At 56.6% G+C, this 25263-nt stretch carries 22 protein-coding genes; 12 read left to right on the forward strand and 10 right to left on the reverse strand.

Features of this window, described 5'->3' with window-relative positions:
- The first annotated feature begins 129 nt into the window (after positions 1-129).
- From GQF00_RS01955 to djlA, 5 genes are all read left to right on the forward strand, one after another.
- Complete coding sequence (locus GQF00_RS01955; RefSeq protein ID WP_161317476.1) at positions 130-798, forward strand: DNA-3-methyladenine glycosylase I; 669 nt, start codon at positions 130-132, stop codon at positions 796-798.
- A 101-nt stretch (positions 799-899) separates the two neighbouring features.
- Complete coding sequence (locus GQF00_RS01960) at positions 900-2816, forward strand: cytochrome c/FTR1 family iron permease (protein WP_161317477.1); 1917 nt, start codon at positions 900-902, stop codon at positions 2814-2816.
- Between the two features lie 151 nt (positions 2817-2967).
- On the forward strand, positions 2968-3897 hold the full coding sequence (locus GQF00_RS01965) for an NAD(P)-dependent oxidoreductase (protein ID WP_161317478.1): 930 nt from the start codon (positions 2968-2970) through the stop codon (positions 3895-3897).
- Positions 3897-4676 (forward strand): hydroxypyruvate isomerase, encoded by a 780-nt coding sequence (gene hyi / locus GQF00_RS01970; protein ID WP_161317479.1) that lies wholly within the window; start codon positions 3897-3899, stop codon positions 4674-4676. The genes GQF00_RS01965 and hyi overlap by 1 nt, the downstream gene beginning before the upstream one ends.
- Positions 4677-4697: 21 nt before the next feature.
- Positions 4698-5540, forward strand: coding sequence for a co-chaperone DjlA (djlA, locus tag GQF00_RS01975; protein WP_237440350.1), 843 nt, complete (start codon positions 4698-4700; stop codon positions 5538-5540).
- Between the two features lie 93 nt (positions 5541-5633).
- Here djlA and GQF00_RS01980 read toward each other — a convergent pair whose 3' ends face one another.
- Positions 5634-6578 (reverse strand): oxygenase MpaB family protein, encoded by a 945-nt coding sequence (locus tag GQF00_RS01980; RefSeq protein WP_161317481.1) that lies wholly within the window; start codon positions 6576-6578, stop codon positions 5634-5636.
- A gap of 264 nt (positions 6579-6842) precedes the next feature.
- Between GQF00_RS01980 and GQF00_RS01985 the strand changes: the two genes are divergently transcribed.
- The gene (locus tag GQF00_RS01985) at positions 6843-7085 is read left to right on the forward strand and encodes a YdcH family protein (protein ID WP_161317482.1); all 243 of its coding nucleotides are present in this window, start codon (positions 6843-6845) and stop codon (positions 7083-7085) included.
- Between the two features lie 82 nt (positions 7086-7167).
- On the opposite strand, the gene GQF00_RS01990 is transcribed toward GQF00_RS01985, so the two are convergent.
- The 7 genes from GQF00_RS01990 to GQF00_RS02020 all read right to left on the reverse strand — a co-directional run bounded on the left by GQF00_RS01990 (position 7168) and on the right by GQF00_RS02020 (position 16638).
- The gene (locus tag GQF00_RS01990) at positions 7168-8430 is read right to left on the reverse strand and encodes a hypothetical protein (protein ID WP_202560320.1); all 1263 of its coding nucleotides are present in this window, start codon (positions 8428-8430) and stop codon (positions 7168-7170) included.
- A gap of 80 nt (positions 8431-8510) precedes the next feature.
- A complete protein-coding gene (locus tag GQF00_RS01995) occupies positions 8511-10451 on the reverse strand; it encodes an acetoacetate--CoA ligase (RefSeq protein ID WP_161317483.1) in 1941 nt (646 codons plus the stop codon).
- A gap of 70 nt (positions 10452-10521) precedes the next feature.
- Positions 10522-12477, reverse strand: a complete 1956-nt coding sequence (locus GQF00_RS02000; RefSeq protein WP_161317484.1) for a biotin carboxylase N-terminal domain-containing protein — start codon at positions 12475-12477, stop codon at positions 10522-10524.
- Between the two features lie 96 nt (positions 12478-12573).
- Positions 12574-13347, reverse strand: coding sequence for an enoyl-CoA hydratase/isomerase family protein (locus GQF00_RS02005; RefSeq protein WP_161317485.1), 774 nt, complete (start codon positions 13345-13347; stop codon positions 12574-12576).
- 56 nt (positions 13348-13403) lie between these two features.
- On the reverse strand, positions 13404-15011 hold the full coding sequence (locus GQF00_RS02010; RefSeq protein WP_161317486.1) for a carboxyl transferase domain-containing protein: 1608 nt from the start codon (positions 15009-15011) through the stop codon (positions 13404-13406).
- Positions 15012-15085: 74 nt separating this feature from the next.
- Positions 15086-16249, reverse strand: a complete 1164-nt coding sequence (locus GQF00_RS02015) for an isovaleryl-CoA dehydrogenase (protein WP_161317487.1) — start codon at positions 16247-16249, stop codon at positions 15086-15088.
- 2 nt (positions 16250-16251) lie between these two features.
- Positions 16252-16638 (reverse strand): MerR family DNA-binding transcriptional regulator, encoded by a 387-nt coding sequence (locus tag GQF00_RS02020; RefSeq protein ID WP_161317488.1) that lies wholly within the window; start codon positions 16636-16638, stop codon positions 16252-16254.
- A gap of 182 nt (positions 16639-16820) precedes the next feature.
- Here GQF00_RS02020 and GQF00_RS02025 point away from each other — a divergent pair, with 182 nt between their 5' ends.
- The 4 genes from GQF00_RS02025 to rraA are packed head-to-tail and all read left to right on the forward strand — an operon-like array spanning position 16821 to position 22608.
- Positions 16821-19130, forward strand: a complete 2310-nt coding sequence (locus GQF00_RS02025) for an RND family transporter (protein WP_161317489.1) — start codon at positions 16821-16823, stop codon at positions 19128-19130.
- 53 nt (positions 19131-19183) lie between these two features.
- Positions 19184-21394 (forward strand): response regulator, encoded by a 2211-nt coding sequence (locus GQF00_RS02030; protein ID WP_370519447.1) that lies wholly within the window; start codon positions 19184-19186, stop codon positions 21392-21394.
- A complete protein-coding gene (locus GQF00_RS02035) occupies positions 21391-22086 on the forward strand; it encodes an NAD(P)H-binding protein (protein ID WP_161317490.1) in 696 nt (231 codons plus the stop codon). The genes GQF00_RS02030 and GQF00_RS02035 overlap by 4 nt, the downstream gene beginning before the upstream one ends.
- 39 nt (positions 22087-22125) lie before the next feature.
- The gene (gene rraA / locus GQF00_RS02040; protein WP_161317491.1) at positions 22126-22608 is read left to right on the forward strand and encodes a ribonuclease E activity regulator RraA; all 483 of its coding nucleotides are present in this window, start codon (positions 22126-22128) and stop codon (positions 22606-22608) included.
- A gap of 23 nt (positions 22609-22631) precedes the next feature.
- Here the strand turns inward: rraA and GQF00_RS02045 are convergent, their stop codons facing one another.
- Positions 22632-22847, reverse strand: a complete 216-nt coding sequence (locus tag GQF00_RS02045; RefSeq protein WP_161317492.1) for a DUF6316 family protein — start codon at positions 22845-22847, stop codon at positions 22632-22634.
- 240 nt (positions 22848-23087) lie between these two features.
- Between GQF00_RS02045 and GQF00_RS02050 the strand changes: the two genes are divergently transcribed.
- Positions 23088-23495 carry a CBS domain-containing protein gene (locus tag GQF00_RS02050; protein WP_161317493.1) on the forward strand — a complete coding sequence of 136 codons (408 nt, stop codon included), beginning with the start codon at positions 23088-23090 and terminating at the stop codon, positions 23493-23495.
- Between the two features lie 37 nt (positions 23496-23532).
- The gene (locus GQF00_RS02055) at positions 23533-24123 is read left to right on the forward strand and encodes a DUF805 domain-containing protein (RefSeq protein WP_161317494.1); all 591 of its coding nucleotides are present in this window, start codon (positions 23533-23535) and stop codon (positions 24121-24123) included.
- Between the two features lie 101 nt (positions 24124-24224).
- Here the strand turns inward: GQF00_RS02055 and GQF00_RS02060 are convergent, their stop codons facing one another.
- On the reverse strand, positions 24225-25205 hold the full coding sequence (locus GQF00_RS02060; RefSeq protein WP_161317495.1) for a malate dehydrogenase: 981 nt from the start codon (positions 25203-25205) through the stop codon (positions 24225-24227).
- Positions 25206-25263 lie beyond the last annotated feature (58 nt).

The raw sequence follows: 25263 nt of genomic DNA on the forward strand, positions 1-25263 counted from the left end.
TGATGCAAGTAGGCCAAACAGCGATTCTACAACGCTGCTAAAATAGTGTATATCCGGCCAGCGGTTTTCATTGGTACAGGAAATGGCTGTGTCAGGTTCCCCTTTGGGCCGGTGACGATGGAGTAGAGCATGAGCCCCTTTTCGGATCTGTTGGCCCTTGCGGTAAACCGCAAGGGCAGTCTTGATGTGGTGAAAAGCCAGCTGCCCGATATCGCCACCGCCAGGGCCCTGCGCTCCCGTGATGATGCGTGGTATCTCTCGGTGATGACCCGGCGGATATTCCGGGCGGGCCTGAAGCATTCCCTGGTGGACAAGAAATGGCCGGCTTTTGAGGACGCTTTTTTCGGGTTTGATCCAGAAAAGCTGGTACTGATGCCGGACAGTATGCTGGATGAACGGATGCAGGATACTCGCTTGATCAGACATTGGGGCAAGATGAAGGCCATTCGTCATAATGCCCAGTTCGTAATGGATCTGGCGGCAGAGTACGGCAGTGTGGGGGAGTGGCTGTCGGGCTGGCCCGCTGACGATACGGTGGGGATGTGGACGCTACTGAAGAAGCGTGGCAAGCAGTTGGGGGGCAATTCCGGTGCCGCTTTCCTGCGGATGACCGGCCGGGATACCTGGTATCCCACCAATGATGTGGTGGCGGCGCTGAAAGCCCAGAACATCATCGATAAGCCCCCCTCCAGCCAGCGTGATCAGCTTGCTGCCCAGCAGGCATTCAATGCCTGGCAGCAGGAGAGCGGTTGGCCGCAGGCACATATCAGCAAGGTCCTGGCGTTCACAGTAGGTTGACTCCTGTCAGACAAGATGTCCCTGACCAAGTGATTAGGCTTGCCGGTTACCATTGCATAAATGATAATGAGTCGCCTTTCCATAAATGAATGAGATTCAAGATGCCATTTTCCCGGCTTACAGGGCGCCTTTTTTCCGTCCTTTTTGTGTTTGTCAGCCTTTCCCAGCCAGCAGTGGCCAACGATCAGACCGCACTGGTACAGCTTGTCGAGTACGTGGGCGCGGATTACATCAATGCGGTGGTCGACGGCAGTGTTGTCAGCCCGGCGGAATATGCAGAGATGGCCGAGTTCTCCGCGTTGCTTGCTGATGGGGTAAGCAACCTGCCGGAGGCAGAAGGCAAGTCGACACTACAGTCTCAGGCTAACGATCTTCAGCAGGCTGTCTCGCAAAAAGCCAGTGAAACACAAATCAAAGCACTGACACAGTCTATCCGTGCGACCCTGGTCGAAGTCTACGGGATTCCTGTTGCGCCCAGGCAAGCCCCGGATCTTCATCAGGCGCAGAGCCTGTATCAGGCCAAATGTGCGGCTTGTCATGGCCTAAACGGCGAGGGTGATGGCCCGGCGGCTGCCACCATGGAGCCCGCACCAACAGATTTTACCGAGGTCTCGCGCTACAACGGGCGTTCGTTGTTGGGTCTCTACACCACTGTCACCCAGGGCGTAGATGGCACGGGTATGGCCGCGTATAAGGGTAGCCTCAGTGATGAGCAGCGCTGGGCGTTGGCCTTTTATGTGGGCGCCAGAGCCGTAGAGGCCAGGGTGGCAGAGCAAGGCAAGCTGGCCTTTGAGACGGTGCCAGGCATGAAGGCCGGGCTGACACTCGATACGCTAGTGGCACAGGCGCCAGAAGATGTGCTGGATGCCAAAGGGCCACAGGCCTATGCCGCGCTGGGCTATCTGCGCGCTAACCCCGGGGCCCTGTTCAGCAAGAACCGTTTCATTGCATTGAGCCATGAAAAACTGTCTGAAGCGGATCAGGCCTATGCACGAGGAGACAGGTCTGCGGCCAAGGCAGCGGCGCTGTCAGCTTACCTGGACGGCTTTGAAATGATCGAACAGCAGCTCGCCGCTGTGGATGGCGAGTTAATGCGTCATGCAGAATCCCGCTTTATGGCGGTGCGTGAAGCGATTGATCGACAACGGGACGCGGAGCAAGTGTCTGCACGGATCAGCGAAGCCAATGACGCCCTGGAGCGCGCTGCCACAGCGCTGTCAGGTGATGGTCTCAGTCCCGCAGCGACCTTGTCGGCAAGTTTCTTTATCCTGTTTCGTGAAGGCCTTGAGGCATTGTTGGTCGTTGCTGCCTTGCTGACGTTTACCCGCAAGGCCAAGGCCGTTCGGGCAACCCGTCATATTCATCTTGGCTGGATTGCTGCTCTGGTTGCAGGTGGCTTGACCTGGTATCTGGCCAACACCCTGATTCATTTCAGCGGGGCCTCCCGTGAAATGACAGAAGGGGTTGCTGGCGTAGTAGCCGCGCTGATTTTGTTTTACGTGGGATTCTGGATGCACAGTAACAGCAACAGCCAAAAGTGGCTGGGTTACATTCGTGACCAGGTCGATAACGCATTAGGCAATGGCACAGTTTGGGTTCTGACCTTTGTTTCCTTTATTTCCGTCTATCGCGAAATATTTGAAACCATCCTGTTTTACCAGGCGCTGTGGAGTCAGGTTTCGGTACAGACTCAACCGTTCCTTTTCTATGGCATTGCTGCAGCCATCGCGGCGCTTGCGGTGGTATGCGTGCTGTTTTTCCGTATTGGCATGAAGCTGCCGCTGAGCCTGTTCTTCCGGGTTACCAGTATTGTGTTACTGATCCTGTCGGTGATCCTGCTCGGCAAGGGGATTGCCGCGCTGCAGGAAGCGGGTGTCATTAGTGCATTCTATCTGGCCGTCCCTACCGTGGACTGGTTGGGTGTCTATCCCACCATTCAGGGAGTGGTTTCCCAGGTGGTCGCTGTGGCGCTGGGTGCATTCCTGTGGATTCGCGGTAACTCGCAGAAGGCGGCCTGATAAGGGCGCCGTGATGCTGTTAATAACCGGCAATCAGTAATACCCTTTAAAGGGTTACGGAGAGGCACGTTATCGTGCCTCTCTGTGTATTGGCTGGGCATTCACATCGATTACCCCGGCATTTTTCCCCGTTCAGCAAGGCGATTCCTGAATGTCAGATCCCTCCTCATTGCCCCCGTCACTGTCAGTAAGTTTTCTGGGTATTGGCCTGATGGGGGCGCCTATGGTTACCCGTCTGTTGGCTGCGGGACTGGCTGTGACAGTGTGGAACCGCAGCGTCAGTAAAACCGTCCCGTTTGCTGATCAGGCCCGGGTGGCAGCAAGTCCTGCCGATGCAGTAAAGGGCGCGGATGTGGTTATCTCCATGCTTGAAAACGGAGGCGCGGTGGATGCGGTGCTTTACCAGAGTGGTGCGATTGAGCAATTGCAGGAAGCCGCTCTGGTCATCGACATGAGTTCCATTGAACCGGCAACCGCCCGCCGTCACGCAGGGCGTGTGGCCGCACTTGGTGGCCTTTATCTGGATGCACCGGTATCCGGTGGTACCCGTGGCGCAGAAGAGGGCAGCCTTTCCATCATGGCCGGAGGCGAAGACCATGCCTTTATGCGGGCAGCGCCCATTTTCGCTGTCATGGGCAAGGCTACCCACATTGGCCCTGTGGGTACCGGTCAATTGGCCAAATTGGCAAACCAGGCCATTGTCGGGATCACCATCGGGGCAGTATCGGAAGCCCTTCTACTGGCAGCCAAAGGTGGCGCACGACCGGAAAAGGTCCGCGAAGCGCTACTGGGCGGGTTCGCGGGTAGCAAGATTCTGGAACAGCATGGTGAGCGTATGCTGGAGCGGAACTTCGAGCCCGGCGCGCCAGCGCGCATTCAGCTCAAGGATCTGCGCATGATCCTGGACGAAGCTCGTGCTGAAGGGCTCAGTTTGCCCCTGAGCCAGCGTGTGTTTGAGGAGTATCGTGCACTATTGGCCAGTGGAAATGGGGAAGTGGACCACAGTGGCCTTTTGCTGGAACTGGAGCGTCTGAATGGCGTCCGACTGGATACTGCTTCTCTTCCCAACAAGGATCCCTGATGCCTCGATTTGCTGCCAATCTGACCCTGTTGTTTCATGAGCAGCCGTTTCTCGATCGTTTCGCGGCGGCAGCCAAGGCCGGGTTCAAGGGGGTGGAGTACCTGTTTCCCTACCCCTGGACCGCAGACGAACTGGCTGCAAGGCTGAAGCAATTTGAGCTTGAGCAGGTACTCTTCAATCTGCCACCGGGTGACTGGGAAGCCGGGGAGAGGGGCATTGCGTGCCTGCCGGATCGGGTGGAGGAGTTTCGAGAAGGTGTTTTCGAGGCACTTGAATATGCTCGGGCGCTTGCCTGCCCACGCATCAATTGTCTGGCAGGATTGAAGCCTGAAAGTCTGCCGGCAGATATCGCCTTCGACACTCTGGTGGACAACCTGCGTTTTGCGGCAGACATTCTTGCCGCAGAAGGCATCATACTCACCGTGGAGGCGATCAATTCCAGGGTGGATATGCCCGGTTTTTTCCTGGACAGCTCGGCCCTGGCCATGAGCGTGATCAAGGCAGCCGGCCGTGAAAACCTGTTTCTGCAGTACGATCTCTACCATATGCAGATCATGGAAGGAGATCTGTGCCGTTCCCTTTCAAGATTATGTCCCCATATAGGACACATCCAGTTTGCCGATAATCCCGGTCGCCATGAACCGGGGACGGGCGAGATTCATTTTGATCACGTGTTTCGTCATATCGACAGCCTGGAGTATGACGGCTGGGTCAGTGCGGAATATCGACCGCGAACCGATACAGCCTCGAGTCTTGGCTGGTTTCAGCCGGCTATTTAAATCAGTTTACGTAACGGGTTCATGATGCAATTCAATTGGGGTGGCAAGATCATTCTCGGCCTGCTTGGCATGCTGGTAGGCGGGCCGATCGGTTTGTGTATTGGGGTTTTTATCGGACATCTGCTCGATAAGGGCACTGAGCGGGTTCAAAGCTTCAATCCGTTCAGACCCTATGGGCCCGGCGAGCAGGAAACGGTGCAGAAGGCACTGTTTGATACGGTTTTTTCAGTGATGGGGCATCTGGCGAAAGCGGATGGCCGAGTCAGTGAAGACGAAATTGCCCAGGCCAAGGCGGTCATGGACCGCATGCAGCTCAATGATGAGCAGCGCCAACAGGCGATCGCCCTGTTCAACAAGGGCAAGTCAGCTGATTTTCCGCTTGAAGCCACCATCAGCGGGTTCGCCGCAGCGGTCCGTCACCGTAAGCAGCTGATTCTGGTATTGCTGGAAATTCTGCTGCAGATTGCCCTTGCTGATGGAACCCTGCACCCGGAAGAGGAAGCGGTTTTGCTGAAGGTTGCCGAAGGACTTGGTGTCCCGCCCCAGCAATTTCGACAGATCCTCAATATGCTGCTGGCCCAGGCCCAGTTTGGCGGCGGTCAGGGGGCAGGACAGGGCGGCCACCAGCGGGCAGCGGGTAGCTCAAGACCGTCTTTGAGCCAGGCTTACCAGGTTCTGGGTGTTAACGATTCAGCCTCCAACGCGGAGATCAAGAAAGCTTATCGCAAGTTGATGAGCGAGCATCACCCGGACAAGTTGGCCTCTCGAGGTGTGCCGGAAGAAATGATCCGCCTTGCTACTGAAAAGACGGCAGAGATAAGCAAGGCTTACGAAATGATAAAGGAGCACCGCGGCTTCCGTTGAGCTGCCGACGAGAAGTTGCGAGAAACCAACACCCGGAATAAGGCCTTGTTCCCGGGAGATTGAAACCCGCAACTCATGTCTGCAACTGCCTCGCTAGATTGACATTTCCGGGTGTCTGTCAGCCTTGGGCATGGACCAACCGCTGCTGACCAGCTCACTCTCACCACTCCACCAGCGATTCAACAACCGTGTTGCCAGTCCCGCACGTGCGCGCCCCATCAGCCTTTGTCGAGCTTCGTGGTAGACGGGTTGGTAACGCAGAGTCTCCGGCAAGCGACGGGTTATATCCATCAGGCGACGTATCTGGCGCTGGTAGCGGCGGTGGTTTGCCAGATCTGCAGGCTGCAGATCGAATGCGTCCACCATGGCATCCGGAACGGTAAAGCTGGCTATGGATTCATAGCTGCCAAACGGCAGGCGGTCCGGGAACCCCTGCTGGCGTATCAGCCCATGGCCTAATCTGCGACGTGCCTCAGTGATCGAGGCGGGCTTCTGCAATTGTTGCTGCCACCAGCTGCGGTAAGCGTGCCAATGCCGGGGGAGTTTTTTTTCTGGAATTCCCAACGCCCTTGCAAGCAGCATGGTCTCCTCGAAAAGGCGCTCCTCCAGTGCGGATGACAGTGGCCCGATGATGGTCTGGTAAATTTCCAGGCATGAATCCATCCAGGCACTGATCACATACAGTAGGGCGTCACTTTCTCGAACATCCAGCAGCGTTTTGCGTCGCTGCGAGAAATCAGCCAGCGCCATCAACGCCTGCTCGTGATTGCCGAACAGCACTTTCATCAGGAATCGCTGGGTGTGCTGGAGACGCTGCACTGCACTATGTTGATCAGGAATAAGCTGGGATAACCGGCTGTTGGCCAAGGTGAGCATCACAATGCGTCCCTGGGCCAGCACCGTGATGTTTTCGCGCAGTACTTGCCAGCTGACGGATCCCGGACCGAATAACCCGGCATCGGGGTGGTCGCAGTGCTCACTGACTTGATGAATGCCGGCTTCAATTTCTTGCCGGCTGATCAGGTGCGGTATTGCCATCGTACACGCCTCCCTGAGAAGGGTTGATTGCACTGGCATGGGAGCTGCCAGGTTGGTAGTGCACTACCACCAGACGGTCGGTGACTACGTAGCCATGGACTTCTTATCTTACGGCGAAGAAGGTTTGAATCTAATCGGAATTTGTGGTGATTTAGTTAGGCTAGGAAGTCTCTGAGTAACCTCGAGGGATTGCCAGCATTTCTTGTCAGTGGTCGCGTGTCGATGGCCGCTGGTAACCGGAGCATGGAGAAAGGAGCCAGCAACATGTTGGGCGAAAATCACAGCATTCACCATGAATTTCCCGACCTGCACGAGAAGATCGACAACCTTACCCGGGAAGATCCGGTGTTCCGCGAACAGGTCATGCAGCATGACAAGCTCGACAAGCAGATCCGGGGCCTGGAAATGCGCGAAAGCCCGATAGGTGATGAACAGATGGAGGCCATGAAGCATCAGCGGCTACAGTTGAAAGACCATATCTATCAGCGTCTTAGTCGGGCAGATTGAGGCTATTTATGAGTTGAGACGAGCAGGGATAAAGTTAACAAGCAGGGGCCTCGCAGGAGGCCCTTTGCGTGCCTGGTAAAAGTTATCTGACCGTCAGTGTGGCGTGGCTGGGGGATAGGATGGCCTCGGCATATTGGCTAGGCCCGAGACCATGACTGTCCTTGCTATAATACATTCGGGCAATGAAATAAAATTCCTGGCCGAACGGCAGGTCGGTGAGCGAGAACCCCACGTTGGGTAGCTGGCCGGCGAACCGTTCCGGCTCATTGACCTGACTGGCATCATCCTGATAGAGCAGTCGTACGGGCGTAGTGAATCCTTTTACGAAAGCCAGTTGGGCGAGCATGTCAAAACCACGTCCAGTACCAAACCAGATCCAGTTGTCGCCCTTGAGTGGCATCTCGAGCATCTCTTTTTCCGCCTTGGATAACTTGCCGTCGGTGACCCCCACCTTGTTACCTGTCCAGCTGGTAACCAGTTTGCTGTTGTAAAGTCCGTTGCCATCCAGGGAGATATCCAGGGCAGGGCGTTTCAAAATCGTATCGGCGATACCCGGCAGGGTAAATCGGCTGTGGATTTCGACCTGCTGAGGCATGAGCAGAAAGTAATTATCAATCCGTAACACCGGTACGCGAGCCACTTTCACCGAGGTTGACGCATAGATCATTGCGGTAAGCGGTCCGCTGATGACCTCTTTCACTTTGGGGTCAAGATTGTCGTTGTTCAGGGTGATGCGGTTGTTTTCGCCGAAGACCCCGGCACTGAGACGAAGCTTCAGGGTGTCGAGAATCGTCTGTCGTTGACCGTTTTCCCCTTCGAAACCACGGAAATAGAAATCGTTCCATTTGAATAAATTGTCATCCGCCATGGTGAGGGCGAAATCTGTGCTCTTGATGGTCAGAGTGTCCGGATCAAACTGCACATAGCGTTCTGTGCTCTGCAGGTAGGCGTTCTTGACTAAATAAAACAGGCGGGTTTCACCGCCCTGTTGAACAGCCAGTTCAGCGGCAATCTTTTCAGATGTTGTGCCACTCATTGCAGGACCGCCGTCCTCAAAACGAAGTAACAGGCGATCAGAAGCATCGATGCGATCGGGGTCACCGGCGAGAGTGGTACTGCCGTCCTCCTTGAAGAAGGGGAAGCCCTCCTCTGACCACTGCACCCATTGGTGAGGTACGGGCTGGAGCTTGCCTTCTTTCACGGCAAAAAAGGAGTAAAGGCCGCTCTGCTTACCCTGCAGGCTTTTAAAGTCGTCACCGGTGAGGGTGATGATCTGGGCCTGCAGGGTGAAAGGAAGAGCCAGCAAAAAGAAAAGCACCGAAAGTCGGTAATAATTATTCTTCATGTGTTCCATGTCACAAAACTGCTGTTTGAACACATGATGCGCCTTTCTCCGTGATCGTCAATGACTGTGTGACCACGGGTTTACGCCTGAAGCTCACTCCTGTCTGCGAAATACTGGAGGGCATCCGGGTTAGCGAGGGCGTTGCGGTTACTCACGGTGCGCCCGTGAATTACTTCCCTTACCGCCAGCTCGACAATCTTGCCACTCACGGTACGGGGGATTTCCGGCACACTGGCGATGACCGCCGGCACATGCCTTGGGCTGGCTCCCTGGCGGATGGCACTACGGATTCTCGCTTGTAGCTGATCGGTCAGGGCTTCACCCTCTGCCAGCACCACGAACAGCACAACCCGAACGTCACCTTGCCATTCTTGACCGACCACGATCGCTTCGCGAATTTCAGACAGGGTTTCCACCTGACGATAAATTTCGGCGGTGCCAATGCGGACGCCGCCAGGGTTCAGCACCGCATCGGAACGGCCATGGATAATGAGCCCGTCATGATGCTGGTGAGGCACTTGCTCTGCATAGTCGCCGTGTGCCCAGATGCCGTCGAAACGGGCAAAGTAGGCCTTGTGGAAGCGGCTGCCGTCGGGATCATTCCAGAAATGCACCGGGCATGAAGGGAACGGCTGGCGACAGACCAGTTCGCCCTTGCTGTCAGCAAGCGAGTTACCCTGATCATCAAAGACGGCCACATCCATCCCCAGGCCGGGACACTGCAGCTCTCCACGGTAGACAGGGAGCAGCGGGTTGCCCAGTGCAAAACAGGAGATGATATCGGTGCCACCGGAAATGGAACTGACCAGCAGATCTGGCTTTACCTGCTGGTAGAGAAAGTCATAGCTCTCGTGGAGCAGGGGGGAGCCGGTGGAGAAAAGCGTCCGAAGGCTGGTCAGGTCATGACTTTCCATGGGCACAAGGCCTGATTTTTCCACGGCCTGAATAAACTTGGCGCTGGTGCCGAAGTGGGTGATCTTCTCGGCGTCGATCAGGTCGAACAGTCTTGCTGTGCTCGGATAGCCCGGATTGCCGTCATAAAGTACCAGGGTGGCGCCGGTGTGCAGGCCGCAGATCAGCCAGTTCCACATCATCCAGCCACAGGTGGTGAAATAGAACAGGGTGTCATTCCTGCCCACATCGCCATGAAGCTGTAATTCCTTTGTCTGCTGCAACAAGGTGCCGCCAGCGCCATGAACAATGCACTTGGGTTGCCCCGTGGTCCCGGAGGAATAGAGAATGAACAGGGGATGGTTAAATGGCAGGTGCGCAAAATCCGGTGCTGGTGCTGCGGCATCCAGCCAGGCTTGCCAGACAAGCGCTTTCTGTACCCGGCTGCTGCTACCCTTGCCGGGCACAATGATCAGCAGATCGGGGTTCAGGGCGCCGTGCAATTCAGAGATACGCGACTCCAGGTCAATCCACTTGCCATTGTAGTGGTAGCCGTCGCAGGCGATCAGGACCCGAGGTTCAATCTGACCGAAACGATCCAGAACACCGGAGACTCCGAAATCCGGTGAACAGGACGACCACACGGCACCAATCCAGGCTGCGCCCAGTGCGGCGACAACGGTCTCGATGCGGTTAGGCATAAAGCCTGCCACCCGGTCGCCAGGCTGAATGCCTGCTGCTTTGAGCTGCGCAGCGACCTGACCGGCTGCGATTCGCAACTCCCGGTAGCTGAGCACTTGACGGTGGCCATCTTCCAGCACGCTGATCAGGGCGGGATGGTTGTCGTTGCGTTGCAGAAGGTTTTCCGCGTAATTGAGTTTGCCATCGGGAAACCAGCGCGTGTCCTGAAATTGACTGGCGGTTACCCGTACACGATTCCCGGGTTTGCCGACTACTCCACACTCGTCCCAGACCTGGCGCCAGAACGCCTCGGATTCATCCACCGACCAGCGATGTAGTTCGCGGTAATCCTCCAGTGGCAAGCTGCTGCTCTGTCTGGCCTTCTGCCAGAATCGGGCAAGCTGGCAGTGCTGCTGCGATTTACCCGGTTGCCAAAGTGGTTCGGACATGGTGTTCTCCAAGCGTTCTGTTCCGGCGCTACGCGTCCGGCAATGAAAAAGGATGTCAGGCCGGGCGCTATCAAGCGTCTGCCGTTGCCTCGAATTCCACCAGCAGCGTACCTTCACTGACGCTGTCGCCAGCGGCCACATGGAAGTCGTGAACCGTACCGATTTCAGTGGCTCTCAGCGTGTGCTCCATCTTCATGGCTTCCAGTGTAATCACCGCATCACCGGCGGCAACGGTTGAGCCAGGCTCTACATGCAGGGCCACAATAGTGCCGCTCATGGGGGCAACAAAGCCGCCTTGTGCCCCTTGCTGGGCGCTGTCTCGGCTGGGGTTGCGGGCAATACAGTGAGCCTGGCCGTCGACGAACAGCAGCAGGCTGTCTGCATCGATGATATGGAAGCGACCCTGCAAGCCGTGGTGACCCCAATGTAGGCTAAAGCTTGCTTCATCAAGGGTGCAGATCAATGAATGGCTCTGTTCCCCGACACTGACTCGACCGTCCTCTTCACGCACTGAAAGACACTGGTCATCCACTTGGAGCAAGCTCATTTGAAAGTGCTGGCCTGCTGCGCGCCAGCCTGCAAGCCTCTGCCACGGGCTGCTATCAGCGGGATTCCTCGTGGCCAGAATCCGGCTGGCGGCGATGGCCAGCAAAGCGGGATCCGTTTTCGAGGGCTCCATGAGCTGAGGGCGGTGCTCAAGCAGACGGGTATCCAGCTCGGCCTGTTCAAAAGCGTCATCCGCCAGCACCCTAAGCAGGAAGGGGGCGTTATGATGAATACCGTTGAGCTCCAGGCTCTGCAGCGCACGTATCAGCTTCTGGCGTGCCGCATCACGGTCATCGCCGAAGCAGATCAGCTTGGCGATCATGGGATCGTAATACTCTTCAACCCTGTCACCGGATTCGTATCCGGCGTCGACACGGGCCAGTTCGTGGGGCCAACGCAGATGCTCCAATAGCCCGGAGGAGGGCAGGAAGCCCTGTTCCGGGTTTTCAGCATAAAGACGAACTTCCATGGCGTGGCCGCAGCGTTGGATCTGGTCCTGGGACTTGGGGAGTTGCTTGTCCGCAGCAACGGCCAATTGCCAGGCCACCAGATCTTCACCGGTGATCATCTCAGTGACCGGGTGCTCCACTTGCAGGCGAGTGTTCATCTCCATGAAAAAGAATTCGCCTGTGGCTGGCGCATAAAGAAACTCGACGGTGCCCGCACCGCGATAATCAATGGCTTTGGCTGCCTGTACTGCTGCTTCACCAAAAGCGTTACGGGTGGCTTCGTCCAGCCCCGGTGCCGGTGCCTCTTCGATGATCTTCTGGTGACGGCGTTGTACGGAGCAGTCCCGTTCGAACAGGTGTACGGCATTGCCGTGATTGTCGGCAAACACCTGCACCTCCACATGCCGAGCGGTGGGCAGGTAGCGCTCCAGCAAGACCCTGTCATCGCCAAATGCATTGCGTGCTTCACGCCGGGCGGCGGCCAGTGATTCAGCGAATTCGTTGGCGGTGTTAACCACCCGCATGCCTTTACCGCCACCGCCGGCCACGGCCTTGATTAACAGGGGGAAGCCAACGTTGGCGCTTGCCTGGGTAAGGGCGTCATCAGTGGCGCCATCTTCGTCGAAGCCAGGCAATACGGGGACCTGGCTTGCAGCCATCAGCTGGCGGGCAGCGGCCTTGTCTCCCATGACCTCAATGGCACGTGCATTGGGGCCGACGAAGATGATGCCGGCTTTGTCACAGGCGGCGGCCAGCTCGGTGTTTTCAGACAGGAAGCCATAACCGGGGTGAATGGCGTCCGCGCCGGTTTCACGGGCTGCGTTGATGATCTTGTCGATAACCAGATAGCTTTCACGCGCGGGCGCGGGACCCAGGCATACCGCCTGATCTGCTTCACGGACGTGGGGCAGGCTGGCATCAACTTCTGAATAGACGGCTACGGTGGCGATGCCTTGCTCGCGGCAGGTGCGCATGATGCGACGGGCAATTTCCCCGCGGTTGGCGATCAGCAGTTTTTTTATCGTTGCCATTTGTAGAGCCTTTATTGTTGGCAGTGTCCTGCAGGAACGTTGCTCGGTGTACAGCTCAAGCGCCGCTACTACAGGCCCAGTAGATTAAGAGCAGGATCAGATCCAGCCGGGTTTGCGTTTTTCCAGGAAGGCGCCAAGCCCCTCCTGGCCTTCATCACCGGTGCGCAGGCGGGCAATCAGATTGGCGGTGTGATCGAGCATGGCCTGATCGATGGGGCCATGGCTGACTCGCGCAATCAGGTCACGTGCCTCAATTTGCGCACGGGGGGCAGCGCTCAGTAGTGCATCCACCAATGCGTCTACGGTGGTGTCCAGCTCACTCTCCGGGACCACTTCCTGAGCAATGCCCAGTGACAGGGCACGGTCGGCGGGGATAACCTCTGCGGTCATGAAATAGCGGTTAGCCTGGCGGGCTCCCATGGCCCGGACCACATAAGGGCTGATCACTGCCGGCACGATACCCAGCTTCACCTCGCTAAGGCAGAATCGGGCATTCTCGGCGGCTACCGCCATGTCAGCGGCACAGATCAGGCCGAGCGCGCCACCGAAGGCGGCACCCTGAACACGGGCAATGACAGGTTTCGGACATTGATCGATGGCCTGCATCAGGCCGGCCAGCCGCAGGGCATCGTCACGGTTCTGTTGGGGATCCAGTTTGCCCATGGCGCGCATCCAGTTGAGATCTGCTCCGGCCGAAAAGTGTTTACCTGCCGCCTGGAGCACCACCACACGAACAGCGTCATCATTACCGGCGCTTTTAAACGCCTTGGTCAAAGAGGCAATAATGCTGTCATCAAACGCATTTCTTTTGTCCGGATTATCCAGCGTAATGCGGGCAACCCGGCCTTCGATTTTTGTGCTAACGCTCATGGTTGGCTCCGGGGGTTTAGCGTGTTGCGTAAAGCGTGCTGCATGGTGCGCCCCCATTACATCCTGAAGACGCCATAGCGTGTGTCTTCGATGGGAGCATTCAGGCTCGCAGAAATAGCCAGACCCAGTACATCGCGGGTGTCTGCGGGGTCGATTACGCCGTCATCCCAAAGCCGTGCGCTGGCATAGTAAGGTTGAGCCATTTGCTCATAGCGTTCGGTCATGTCGGCCTGGAAGGCTGCGGCTTCTTCATCGCTCCATTGTTCGCCCTTTTTCTTCAGGGATGCCTGTTTCACCTGGGTCAGCACGCTGGCCGCCTGCTCGCCACCCATGACAGAGATGCGCGCATTGGGCCACATGAACATGAAGCGCGGATCGTAGGCACGGCCACACATGCCATAGTTGCCGGCACCAAAGCTGCCACCGGTGATGACGGTGAATTTGGGCACGGTGGCACAGGCCACCGCGTTGACCATTTTGGCGCCATGCTTGGCGATGCCTTCGGATTCGTACTTCTTGCCCACCATGAAGCCGGTGATGTTCTGCAGGAACAGTAGAGGGATCTTGCGCTGGTTGCACAGCTCGATGAAGTGCGCCCCTTTCTGGGCAGATTCAGAATACAGCACGCCATCGTTGGCCAGAATTCCCACGGGGTAGCCATGGATATGGGCAAAACCACACACCAGGGTGGTGCCATAACGGGCCTTGAATTCATCCAGTTCGGAGCCATCCACGATGCGGGCAATCAGCTCTCTGGCTGGCATGGGCTGTCGGGTGGTGGTGGGGATTACTCCATAAAGTTCATCCGTGGAGTAGGCCGGCGGGCGCACCACCTTGCGCTTCACCTGATCGGGTTTGTGCCAGTTCAGGTGGGCAATGGTACGCCGGGCCAGTTCCAGAGCATGGGGCTCATCTTCAGCCAGGTGATCCGCCACGCCGGATTGTTCGCAATGCAAATTCGCGCCGCCCAGTTCTTCGGCGGAGACCACTTCACCGGTGGCGGCTTTTACCAACGGCGGGCCTGCCAGGAAGATGGTGGCCTGTTCCTTCACCATGATCACTTCATCCGCCATGGCCGGCACATAGGCGCCACCGGCTGTGCATGAACCCAGCACCACGCTGATCTGTGGGATGCCTCGGGCAGACATGTTGGCCATGTTGAAGAAGATACGACCAAAGTGTTCCCGGTCGGGGAATACCTCATCCTGACGGGGCAGGTTGGCGCCGCCGGAATCCACCAGGTAGACGCAGGGCAAGCGGTTCTCTGCGGCAATAGCCTGTGCGCGTAGATGTTTTTTCACCGTAAGCGGGTAGTAGCTGCCGCCCTTTACGGTGGGATCGTTGGCGACGATCATGCATTCCACTCCCTGGATGTGTCCGATTCCACCGACACAACCCGCGGCGGGCACGTCTTCACCGTATACCCCGTCTGCGGCCAGCGCGGAGATCTCAAGGAAGGGCGACCCAGGGTCCAGCAGCAGGTTGATGCGCTCTCGCACCGGCAACTTGCCACGTTCACGCAAGCGCTGCTCGGCGGCTTCGCCACCGCCGTGGGCGATGTGGTCGAGTTTTTCCTGTAGTTGCTGCCTGAGAGACAAATTGTGTTCCCGGTTGGCCAGGTATTCCGGGCTGGCGGCATTGATCTGACTGTTAATCTTGGGCATGGCATTTTCTCGCTGGGCGCCAGACGCTTAGCGCCTGATGCCCGTGGTTTTCGTCGGGCGTGTTGCTTCAGGCATCAAGCGGTTTCGTTGAACAGCTCGCGGCCGATGAGCATGCGACGGATTTCGCTGGTACCGGCACCGATTTCATAAAGCTTGGCATCACGCAACAGACGACCGGTGGGGTATTCATTGATGTAGCCGTTGCCGCCCAGTGTCTGGATGGCTTCCAGCGCCATCTGTGTGGCATTTTCCGCGCAATAGAGAATCACACCGGCGGCATCCTTGCGGTTGGTTTCTCCACGATCACAGGCTCTCGCTACGTTGTAGAGGTAACTACGGCTGGCATTAAGGGTCACATACATGTCCGCCAGCTTGCCCTGCATCAGCTGGAATTCACCAATGGCCTGGCCGAATTGCTTGCGCTCGTGAACGTAGGGCACTACCACGTCCATGCAGGCCTGCATGATCCCGGTGGCACCACCGGACAGAACGGTGCGTTCGTAATCCAGGCCGCTCATCAGCACCTTTACGCCCTGGTTTTCCTTGCCGAGAATGTTTTCGGCGGGGACCCGGCAATCTTCAAACACCAGTTCGCAGGTGTTGGAACCGCGCATACCCAGCTTGTCGAGCTTCTGGGCGCGTGAGAAACCCGGGTAATCGCGCTCGACGATGAACGCGGTGATCCCTTTGGGGCCTGCGCTGGTGTCGGTTTTGGCATAGATCACATAGGTATGGGCATCAGGGCCATTGGTGATCCACATCTTGTTGCCGTTCAGAACGTAGTGATCGCCTTTCATGTCGGCACGCAGTCCCATGCTCACCACATCGGAACCCGCTCCAGGCTCGCTCATGGCAAGGGCTCCGATCTGGTCGCCACTGACCAGTCCGGGCAGATATTTCGCCTTTTGCTCTTCGTTGCCATTGAGGTAAATCTGGTTAACGCACAGGTTGGAATGGGCACCGTAAGAGAGACCAATAGACGCGGAGGCGCGGGAGATTTCTTCCATGACGATGGTGTGCGCCAGGTAACCCATGTCCGCACCGCCATATTCTTCGCTGACGGTCACACCCAACACGCCCAGATCACCCAGTTTCTTCCACATATCCAGTGGGAACTGGTTGCTTTGGTCCACCTCGGCAGCGATGGGTGCGATTTCCTTCTGGGCAAACTGGCGCACACTGTCACGCAGGGCAACCAGGGTTTCATCCAGATCAAAATTGAAGCTGCTGTTGAACATGGTTATTTCTCCAGGTCGTTCATCGCATCCACGCAACGCTGCTCGGCGTCGTCCAGTTCAAGCTGCATGGCGTGGATGTCACGTAATTGTTGTTCGAGTTGCTCGCGGCGCTGCTGGATCTTGCTTTGCAGGGCGAGAAGCTGGTGTCGGTTATCGCTCTGGGGCTGATACATACCGATCAGTTCCTTCGACTCTGCCAGTGAAAAGCCCAGTCGTTTGCCGCGCAGTATCAGCTTGAGCATTACCCGGTCCGCAGGGGAGTAGACCCGGGTCTGGCCTCGTCGTGCCGGAGAGACCAGGCCCTGATCCTCGTAAAAACGGATAGTTCGGGTGGTCACGTCGAATTCCCGTGCCAGCTCACCGATGCTGTAGGTCTGTTTTTTGGTCATGGCGGAAGAATAGGGGAAGTTTACGTTAACGTAAAGTATGAGAGGGCGTGAGTTAATGTCTGCTTTTGGCCTTATTGGTCCGTGACACGGTGTTTACCCCTGAATAGACTTCACCCAGTAATTTGCCTTGTTTGCGTATGCAAATGAGTGTGCCATGGCGGGATCGAGGACAAGGGGAAGACATGAAAGACGCTTGGAGTCGCTGGGTGGTTGACCACCCGGTGTGGGTGTTGCTGGGGTGTGTTGTACTGACTATCGGGCTGGCCGGTGGGCTCAGCAAGTTTCAGAACAACAATGATCCGCGCATTTTCTTTACTGAAGACAACCCGGATTTCAAACGCTTTGTCTCCCTGGAAGACAGTTTCACTGCCAATGAGGTAGTGCTGTTTGTGGTACATCCCAAGGATGATGACCTTTTCACTGTCGAAACCCTTGGCGCCATTGAGTCGCTCACCGAGGATGCCTGGCTGCTGCCTCATGCCACCCGGGTGGATTCGCTTGCCAACTTCCAGCACACGGAAGTGGAGGGCGACGAGCTGTATGTGGCCCCGCTGGTGGAGTATGCCGATACGTTGTCCGACGATGAGTTGGCACGCATCCGTGATATCGCCCTGAGTGAACCCTCCCTGGAAGGTCGTCTGGTGTCTACCCAAGGCCACGTAGCCGGGATTGCCGCCACCGTGACCATGGGAGAGGGCAAGGCCGAAGCGCCGGAAATTACCGCCGCAGCCCGAGAGATGGCTCTGGAGTACAACAAGCGTTACCCCGATATCGATTTCATGGTCACCGGCACGGTGATTTTTAGTCAGGCCTCGGCGGAAGCCACGGAACAGTCCATGTCCAGTACCTTGCCGCTGGCGTTTGTGATCATGCTGCTATGTCTTTGGCTGATATTGCGCAGCGTCATGTTCGTGGTGGTAACGGTCTTTATTATTAATTTCTCCATCGCCTCAGCCATGGGGATCGCCATGTGGCTAGGCATTGAGTTCTCGCCGATTGTGGGCATGGCTCCAGCCATGGTTCTCACCCTGGCCGTGGCGGATTCTGTCCATATTCTTTCCAGCTATCGCCATGAGCGCCTGGAAGGTAAAGACAAAGCAGCCAGCATCATTGAGAGTTTGCGAATCAATCTGCAGCCGGTATGGCTCACGAGCCTGACCACGGCCATCGGTTTTGCCATTCTCAACTTTTCCGAGTCCCAGCCATTCCGCGCCCTGGGCAATGTGGTGCTGATTGGTGTGTTGCTGGCGTTCTTCTTCTCTGTGGTGCTGCTACCTGCACTGGTGATGCTGTTGCCGCACAAGATCGAGCCGGGAAAACAGCGCGATTTTTCACCGTTGATGGGACGCCTGGCTGCCCACATCACACGCCGTTACCGCGCCTGGTTGATGGGCATGTCAGTGGTGGTGGTGGTGCTGATGGGATGTATCGGACTGAACCAGATCAACGATGTATTCAATGAATACTTTGATGAAACCTTCGAGGTGCGCCGGGTGAATGATTTCGCCATGGCGGAATTGACCGGCATGCATCGCATCGATTACGCCATCCCGGCGGCGGACTCCGGCGGCACCATGGAGCCTGAATTCCTGCGCAATCTGGATAATCTGGTCAACTGGCTGGAACAGCAGGAGCATGTGGTTTACGCCACCTCCTATACCAATGTGATAAAGCGTCTGAACCGGGATATGCATGGCGGTGATCCGGCCTATTACCGAATCCCGGATTCCCGTGAGCTGATTTCCCAGTACACCCTGCTGTATGAACTGTCGCTTCCACAGGGGCTTGGCCTTGAGGATCAGCTGGATATCGACAAGTCGCAGGCACGACTGGTGGTGATGCTGGAAAATATCGGTTCAAGACCGGTGCTGGATTTCAACCAGCGGGTTGAAGACTGGATGGGCGAAAACTGGCCGGATTATATGCAGACCAAGGGAACGGGGATGGATGTGCTGTTCGGTCATGTGACCATGCGCAACATCCAGAGCATGCTGTCCGGCGCGCTGATCGCGCTGATCAGTGTCTCGGTACTGTTGATTCTGGCATTGCGTTCGTTCCGCTACGGCATGCTTTCACTGATTCCCAATCTTCTGCCAGCCGGTATGGCGTTTGGCCTGTGGGGGCTGATCAATGGCGAGATTGGGCTGGCCGTGTCCGTGGTGGCCTGTATGACGCTGGGTATTGTCGTGGATGACACGGTGCACTTCCTGAGCAAGTATGTGCGTGCGAAACGTGAACTGGGCCTCAATACTGAAAAGGCAGTAGGCTATGCCTTCCGTACAGTGGGCGTGGCTCTGGTGGCTACCTCGGTGGTGCTGGTTGCCAACTTTGCGGTGATTGGCACCAGCCATTTCTACCCCAATGCCAGCATGGGCCTGCTTTCTGCCATCACTATCGCCATGGCGCTGGTTGTGGACTTTTTCTTCTTTGTCCCATTACTGGTCGCCCTTGATCGCAGGCGCAAGGGCTCGCAGGCTAGCCAGCCCGGGTAAGCAGTGCTAACGTAGCGCCACACGGCTATAACAGGTTCTACGGAACAGACACTGTGACGTATAAGAAAGATCGCAAAGTTTTACGCAAGGTCGATTATGGGGCCGCCAAGAATTCCCTGATGGGAGTCCTGGCGGCCTTGCTGGTTTATGCGCTGGTGTTTGCCTGGGGGCAGGTGTACCAGAGCTATGAGCTTGAGGCGCTGGTGGGTGGCGGTGCGGTGCTGGCTGTCACCGCCTACCGGTTGTGGCTCTTTGCCCGTTTCGATGCCCTCTATGGTGCTGGCCCGGCCCGATGGAGAAAACTTTTTGGCCTCGGCCTGGCCTTGCATGCCTTGCTGTGGGGCGTCATTCCTGCTTGGCTGGCATGGCGTGTAGGCACCGGGTTCAACTTTTTTGCCATTCTTCTCTATAACGTGGGTGTGACCACGGCGCTGGGCTCCTCATGGATGGCTGGTCTGCGCGTCCGCCAGGCCTATATCGTACTCATGTTCCTGCCGAGTCTGCTGGTGCTGTTTACCACCGGCGCATTGCATGACTGGGTAATCGCCATCCTGATAGGCAGTTATGCCTTTTATCTTTTCCGCTTGTACCGCGGCCAGTACGAAACCTTCTGGCATGCCATGACCCGGGAGCGTCGCAGCAAGGCAGAATTTGGCCAGCCGCCGCCCCGTACCAATACTGAAATTCAGCTTAGTCTGGTTTATCGCCTTGCCCACGAGTTGCGTACGCCCATGAATTCCCTGATGGGGATGATGTCGTTGCTGGAAGACACCCGTCTCAACGACGAGCAAAAAGATTACATGCAAGTTGCCGGGCGTAGCGGCAAGCTGCTGCTTACGCTGATTGATGATGTGCTAGATTATTCCCGGATCCTTTCTGGCCGGGTGACACTCAATACCGAATTCTTTGATTTTCGCAGTGCTATCGAGCAGGCCCTGGAAGCTTTTGGGCCGATGGCGCAGGCCAACGGCCTTGAGCTGACCTGCGTGATTGACCGCATGCTGCCAAAACGCATTCGCGGCGATCGCGAACGGCTCATGCAGATTCTCAACAACCTGTTCAGCAATGCCATCAAGTTCAGTGACAGTGGAGAGATCCGCTTGGATGTGGATTTCACGGTGGAAGCCGAAGGCACAGGGGTGCTGCGGGTTCGTGTGAGTGATCAGGGGTCTGGCATGGATCCTGAAACTGTCCGCCACCTGTTCCTGGATCGGTTTATCGAAGAGGGTCAGGATGCCTATAGCAGCCACCATACCGGTTTCGGTTTGCTGGTCTGCAAAGGGTTGGTGGAAGCCATGGGCGGGCACATCAACGCGGAGAGCGTCCCCGGGGAAGGCTCGACCTTCTGGTTCACTGTCCCTGTGCAGATGCAGCCCGACATGCGAGAGGCCCAAACCCTGATTCGTGCACTGGATGGTGCCCAGGCCGTGGTGGTAGGTGCAGCAGCGGGAACGGTAGCCTGTTTGCAGGAAGAGCTTGAAGCCCTGGATTGTCAGTGTTCCTCCGCAGAAGGCTATGACCATGCGCTACAGGCATTGCGCGCAGGGCATCGTGAGCAAACCGATTTCGATCTGCTATTCGTTGACACCTGTTCCAGGCCAGAGCTGGCTCTGAATCTGTGCCGTAATGTGATGGAAGATCCTTCGCTGCGGCCGGTACGACTGGTGTTGATGGCCACCATTGAAGAACGTGCGCTCCCGGCCATTCAGAAAATGGTAGATCAGCATGACCTGGTGGTATTGGTTCGTCCGGCTCACCGTTCGAGTATCCGGCACGCGCTTTCCCGTCTCCTCGGTCTGCAGCGCCAGGTGCCGGTGGGTGATGCCCCCATGCAAACCCCGGAAGAGCGTCAGCGGCGTAAACAATTCCGGGTCATGCTGGTGGAGGACAATGAAGTTAACCAGCTGGTGACCCGCGGCATGATGAGCAAACTGGGTTATCAGGTTAAGACTGTCAGCAATGGCGAAACGGCCTTGGCCCTGCTTGAGCAGGAGGGCTTTGATCTGGTGCTGATGGATTGCATGATGCCGGAAATGGATGGCTTTGAAGCCACCCGTCAGTTACGTGAACTGGAAAAGACCCGCGGCGAAGATCGCACACCGGTGGTGGCAATAACTGCCAATACCGCGGAAGGGGTTCAGGCACGCTGTCTTGCGGCCGGGATGGATGACTTTCTCGCCAAGCCGGTACACCTTGATGCACTTGAAACGGTATTACGACGCTGGTTGCCGAGTCAGCCTGCCGATAACGAGGAAGAAGAATGACAAGAAAGGCCTTGGTGCTGGGAGCAACCGGGTTGGTTGGCAAACATTGCCTGACGCAGCTGCTGGACAGTGAGGAATACGAGCGAGTCACTGTACTGTCGCGCCGGGAGAGTGCCCTGAAGCATGCCAAACTGGATTGGCAGGTTGTGGATCTGGAAAAACTGGAAGGCTGTCAGACGCAGTTTCAGGTAGACGACGTTTTTTGCTGTCTTGGCTCCACCATGAAGAAGGCAGGTTCGCGCCAGGCATTCCGCCATGTGGATCACGATCTTGTCGTTCTGGCAGGGCAGGTGGCGGAGCGGGCAGGGGTGCAGCGTTTCCTTGTGGTGTCCGCCATTAATGCCAATGCCCGTTCTCCGTTCTTTTATTCAAGGGTGAAAGGCCAGATGGAGCGAGAACTGGACCGCCTGGACATTCCTCTACTGGTGTTGGTGCAACCATCCTTGTTGCGCGGTGACCGTGAAGACAAGCGCCCGGCAGAAGACTGGGGAAACCTGCTCAATCGCATTGTCGAGCCGCTTACTCGCTGGACCGATGCACACTGGTTGCCAGTCGATGGCAGCAAGGTGGCAGAAGGCATGGTTGGCATGGCGCTGGAAGGACCGGACTCCGGCCGCTACAAGCTGCGCTATCGAGATTTTCTGGTGTACGCAGGAAAGCTCCGTGACAGACAGGCAAAGTCCGGACAGTAGCTTCATGAAATCGCGAACAGAAGAGACCGAGGAGTAGATATGTCTTTTGTGACCTGTGACCTGTGTGATGACAATGCGGATATCGTATCCGTGGTAACCGGTTATAACTGGTACAGTTTTGGAGGCCGCAGCGCTTTTGGCGGCGAAATCGTCACAGTGAAGTGCTTTGAAGACAACAGCCGCGTGAAAGAGCATCTGGGCACGGATGGCAAAGGCAAGGTGCTGGTTGTTGATGGCGGTGGCAGCCTGCGAAACGCCCTCATCGGTGACATGATTGCAGAGAATGCAGTCAAAAATGGCTGGGAAGGCGTGATCATTTTTGGTGCCTGTCGGGATGTTGATGCCCTGGCAAAACTGGATATCGGCGTCGTTACCCTGGGTTGCGTTCCGATCAAATCCGTCCGTCGCGATGAGGGGCAGCTGAATATCGATATCGAATTTGGTGGCGTTACCTTCAGGCCCGGTGAGTACGTCTACGCGGATAACAATGGCATCATCACTGCGCCCAAAGCGCTGGTGTAACCCTGCACCGGGAAGAGCGGCAATCAGTCAGCCACTCTTCCCGGCTTGAGTCCATACTGCGCCATGGCCTGCATGTCCCGCAGGTACATCATCAAACCCGTTTCGGCTTCCGTACGGCTGTTAAAGGGCCCTTCTACAGTGTTTTCGCGGGTTGAAAAGTACCAGTTAGCCCCTTCACTGAAAAACCTGTCGCTGCGAAACCAGGTCCTCGTTGTCTGATCATCATCTCTGCAATCCATGCATCCCACCCTGTACCAAGTGCTACTGTTATTATTAATATCAACAAATTAGCACTTCAGCTTTTTGGTTTTCCACGGCCGTTGGTCAGAAGCACACTTTTGGACAAGTCGCGAAATGGCACAAAAAGCTTGGGTTCTGGTTGGCAAAAGTTCCCTATATCACTGGTTTAGCAGGCGTTTTCTGTTATAAAGGCACAAAGGAAGAACGGGGTAGCAACCCTTTATCGGCAAGGAAACGTCATGCTCAAATCCATGTTGGTGGCCGACTATATGAGTCGCCGCGTCATTACCCTCACGCCAGAACAGTCCGTCCACGACGCCATTCTCGTACTGCTGGAGAACAAGATCTCCGGGGCGCCTGTGGTGGATGCGACGGGTACCCTGACTGGAATGTTCTCCGAGTCCGACTGTCTCAAGGGGGCGCTGGAAGCCAGTTATCATGGCACTGAAATTGGCCCTGTACGTGAGTACATGACTCAGGATCTGCAAACTGTCAGTGGACAGACCTCGATTCTTGATGCCGCAGAGATTTTTCTCGCCGATCATCGCCGCCGCCTGCCCGTGGTTGATGATGGCAAGCTGGTTGGCCAAATCAGTCGCCGCGACCTGTTGCGAGCCATGGACGATTTCAGCCGCAATCCTTCCTAATAACCAAAAATTCAATAACTGTCCTTAAGGGGGACCTATGAATCAGCCTTACCAGGCTCCATCATCCAATGTGGCCGTTGCCGCAGAAGACGCTGTTTATCAACCAAAAATGTTCTCAGCCTCCGGACGCATTGGTCGCATGCGTTATTTCGTCTATGGCGCGGTAATGTCCATTGCCTTTTATGCTGTTATGGCCGTTGCGGTTGGTATCATTGCGGCGGTTTCCGGTGGGCTTGAGCAGGCCCAGCAAGGGGCTGGCATGGTGGTGCTTGGTTTTCTTTACTTCGCCATGATAATTGCTGTGCTTGTGTTTGCCGTGATTTTCATGGTCCGACGCCTCAATGACTTTAACGCTTCTGGGTGGTTGTCGCTGCTTCTGTTGGTGCCACTGGCGAACCTGGTAATGATGCTGCTTCTGTTGTTCAAGAAGGGCACAGCCGGTGGCAATGACTACGGGCCAGCGCCCACAGAGAATAGCGGGCGGGTAAAAGCGGTGTTCTGGGTGGCCCTGATTCTCTGGTTGGTGGTCTTCGTCGGCGGTATTATCGCGGCGGTATCCATTCCGGCGTACCAGGATTACATGCAGCGCGCGGATGCGGCGCAACAGATGGAATTTTCCGACTATTAAGCAAGCTGTCAGTGGCGCCGCAAGGCGTCACAGGTATCATCTGTGTGATACAGACACAAAAAAGGGGCTCCGAGGAGCCCCTTTTTTGTCACCGGGATGCCTTACGGCAGCAGGTGGGAAACAGCGTCACGCTCTTCCGCCAGTTCCTGCTCGGTAGCCTGCATGCGAGCACGGGAGAAGTCGTTGACTTCCAGGCCCTGAACGATAGTCCAGTCGCCGTCCTTGCAGGTGCAGGGGTAAGAGTAGATCAGGCCTTCCTGGATGCCGTAGGAACCATCGCTGTAGATGCCCATGGAAACCCAGTCGCCTTCTTCGGTGCCCAGTGCCCAGGAGCGCATGTGGTCCACAGCAGCGTTGGCAGCAGAAGCAGCGGAGGATGCACCGCGTGCCTTGATGATGGCGGCGCCACGTTGCTGGACTTCCGGGATGTAGGTGCCTTCGTACCAGTCCTGCTCAACCTGATCCACAGCAACCTTGCCGTCCACTTCGCAGTGGTGCAGGTCGGGGTACTGGGTGGAGGAGTGGTTGCCCCAGATGGTCATCTTCTTGATGTCGTTGACAGTTTTGCCCAGCTTGGTGGCCAGTTGCGCCATGCCACGGTTGTGGTCAAGACGGGTCATGGCAGTAAACTGACGCGGGTTGATATCCGGCGCGTTGCGCTGGGCAATCAGGGCGTTGGTGTTGGCCGGGTTGCCGACTACCAGTACCTTGATGTCCTTGCTGGCATTGTCGTTAATGGCCTTGCCTTGTACAGAGAAGATTGCCGCGTTGGCTTCGAGCAGATCTTTACGCTCCATGCCCGGACCACGCGGACGAGCACCAACCAGCAGCGCGTAATCAGCGTCCTTGAAGGCCACGTTGGCATCGTCGGTGCCAGAGATACCGGCAACCAGCGGGAATGCACAGTCTTCCAGCTCCATGATGACGCCTTTCAGGGCTTCCAGAGCGGGGGTGATTTCGAGCAGCTGAAGAATAACAGGCTGATCTTTGCCGAGCATATCGCCGGAAGCGATGCGGAACAGCAGGGAATAGCTGATTTGGCCAGCGGCGCCGGTGACGGCTACGCGTACGGGTGCTTTCATGAACAATCTCCTAGCTTGAATTCGGGAGAGGTGGCAGAACGATGAACCTCTGAACCAT

This window comes from Alcanivorax sp. DP30, from assembly GCF_009882945.1.
In the GTDB taxonomy this organism is placed as follows: domain Bacteria; phylum Pseudomonadota; class Gammaproteobacteria; order Pseudomonadales; family Alcanivoracaceae; genus Alcanivorax.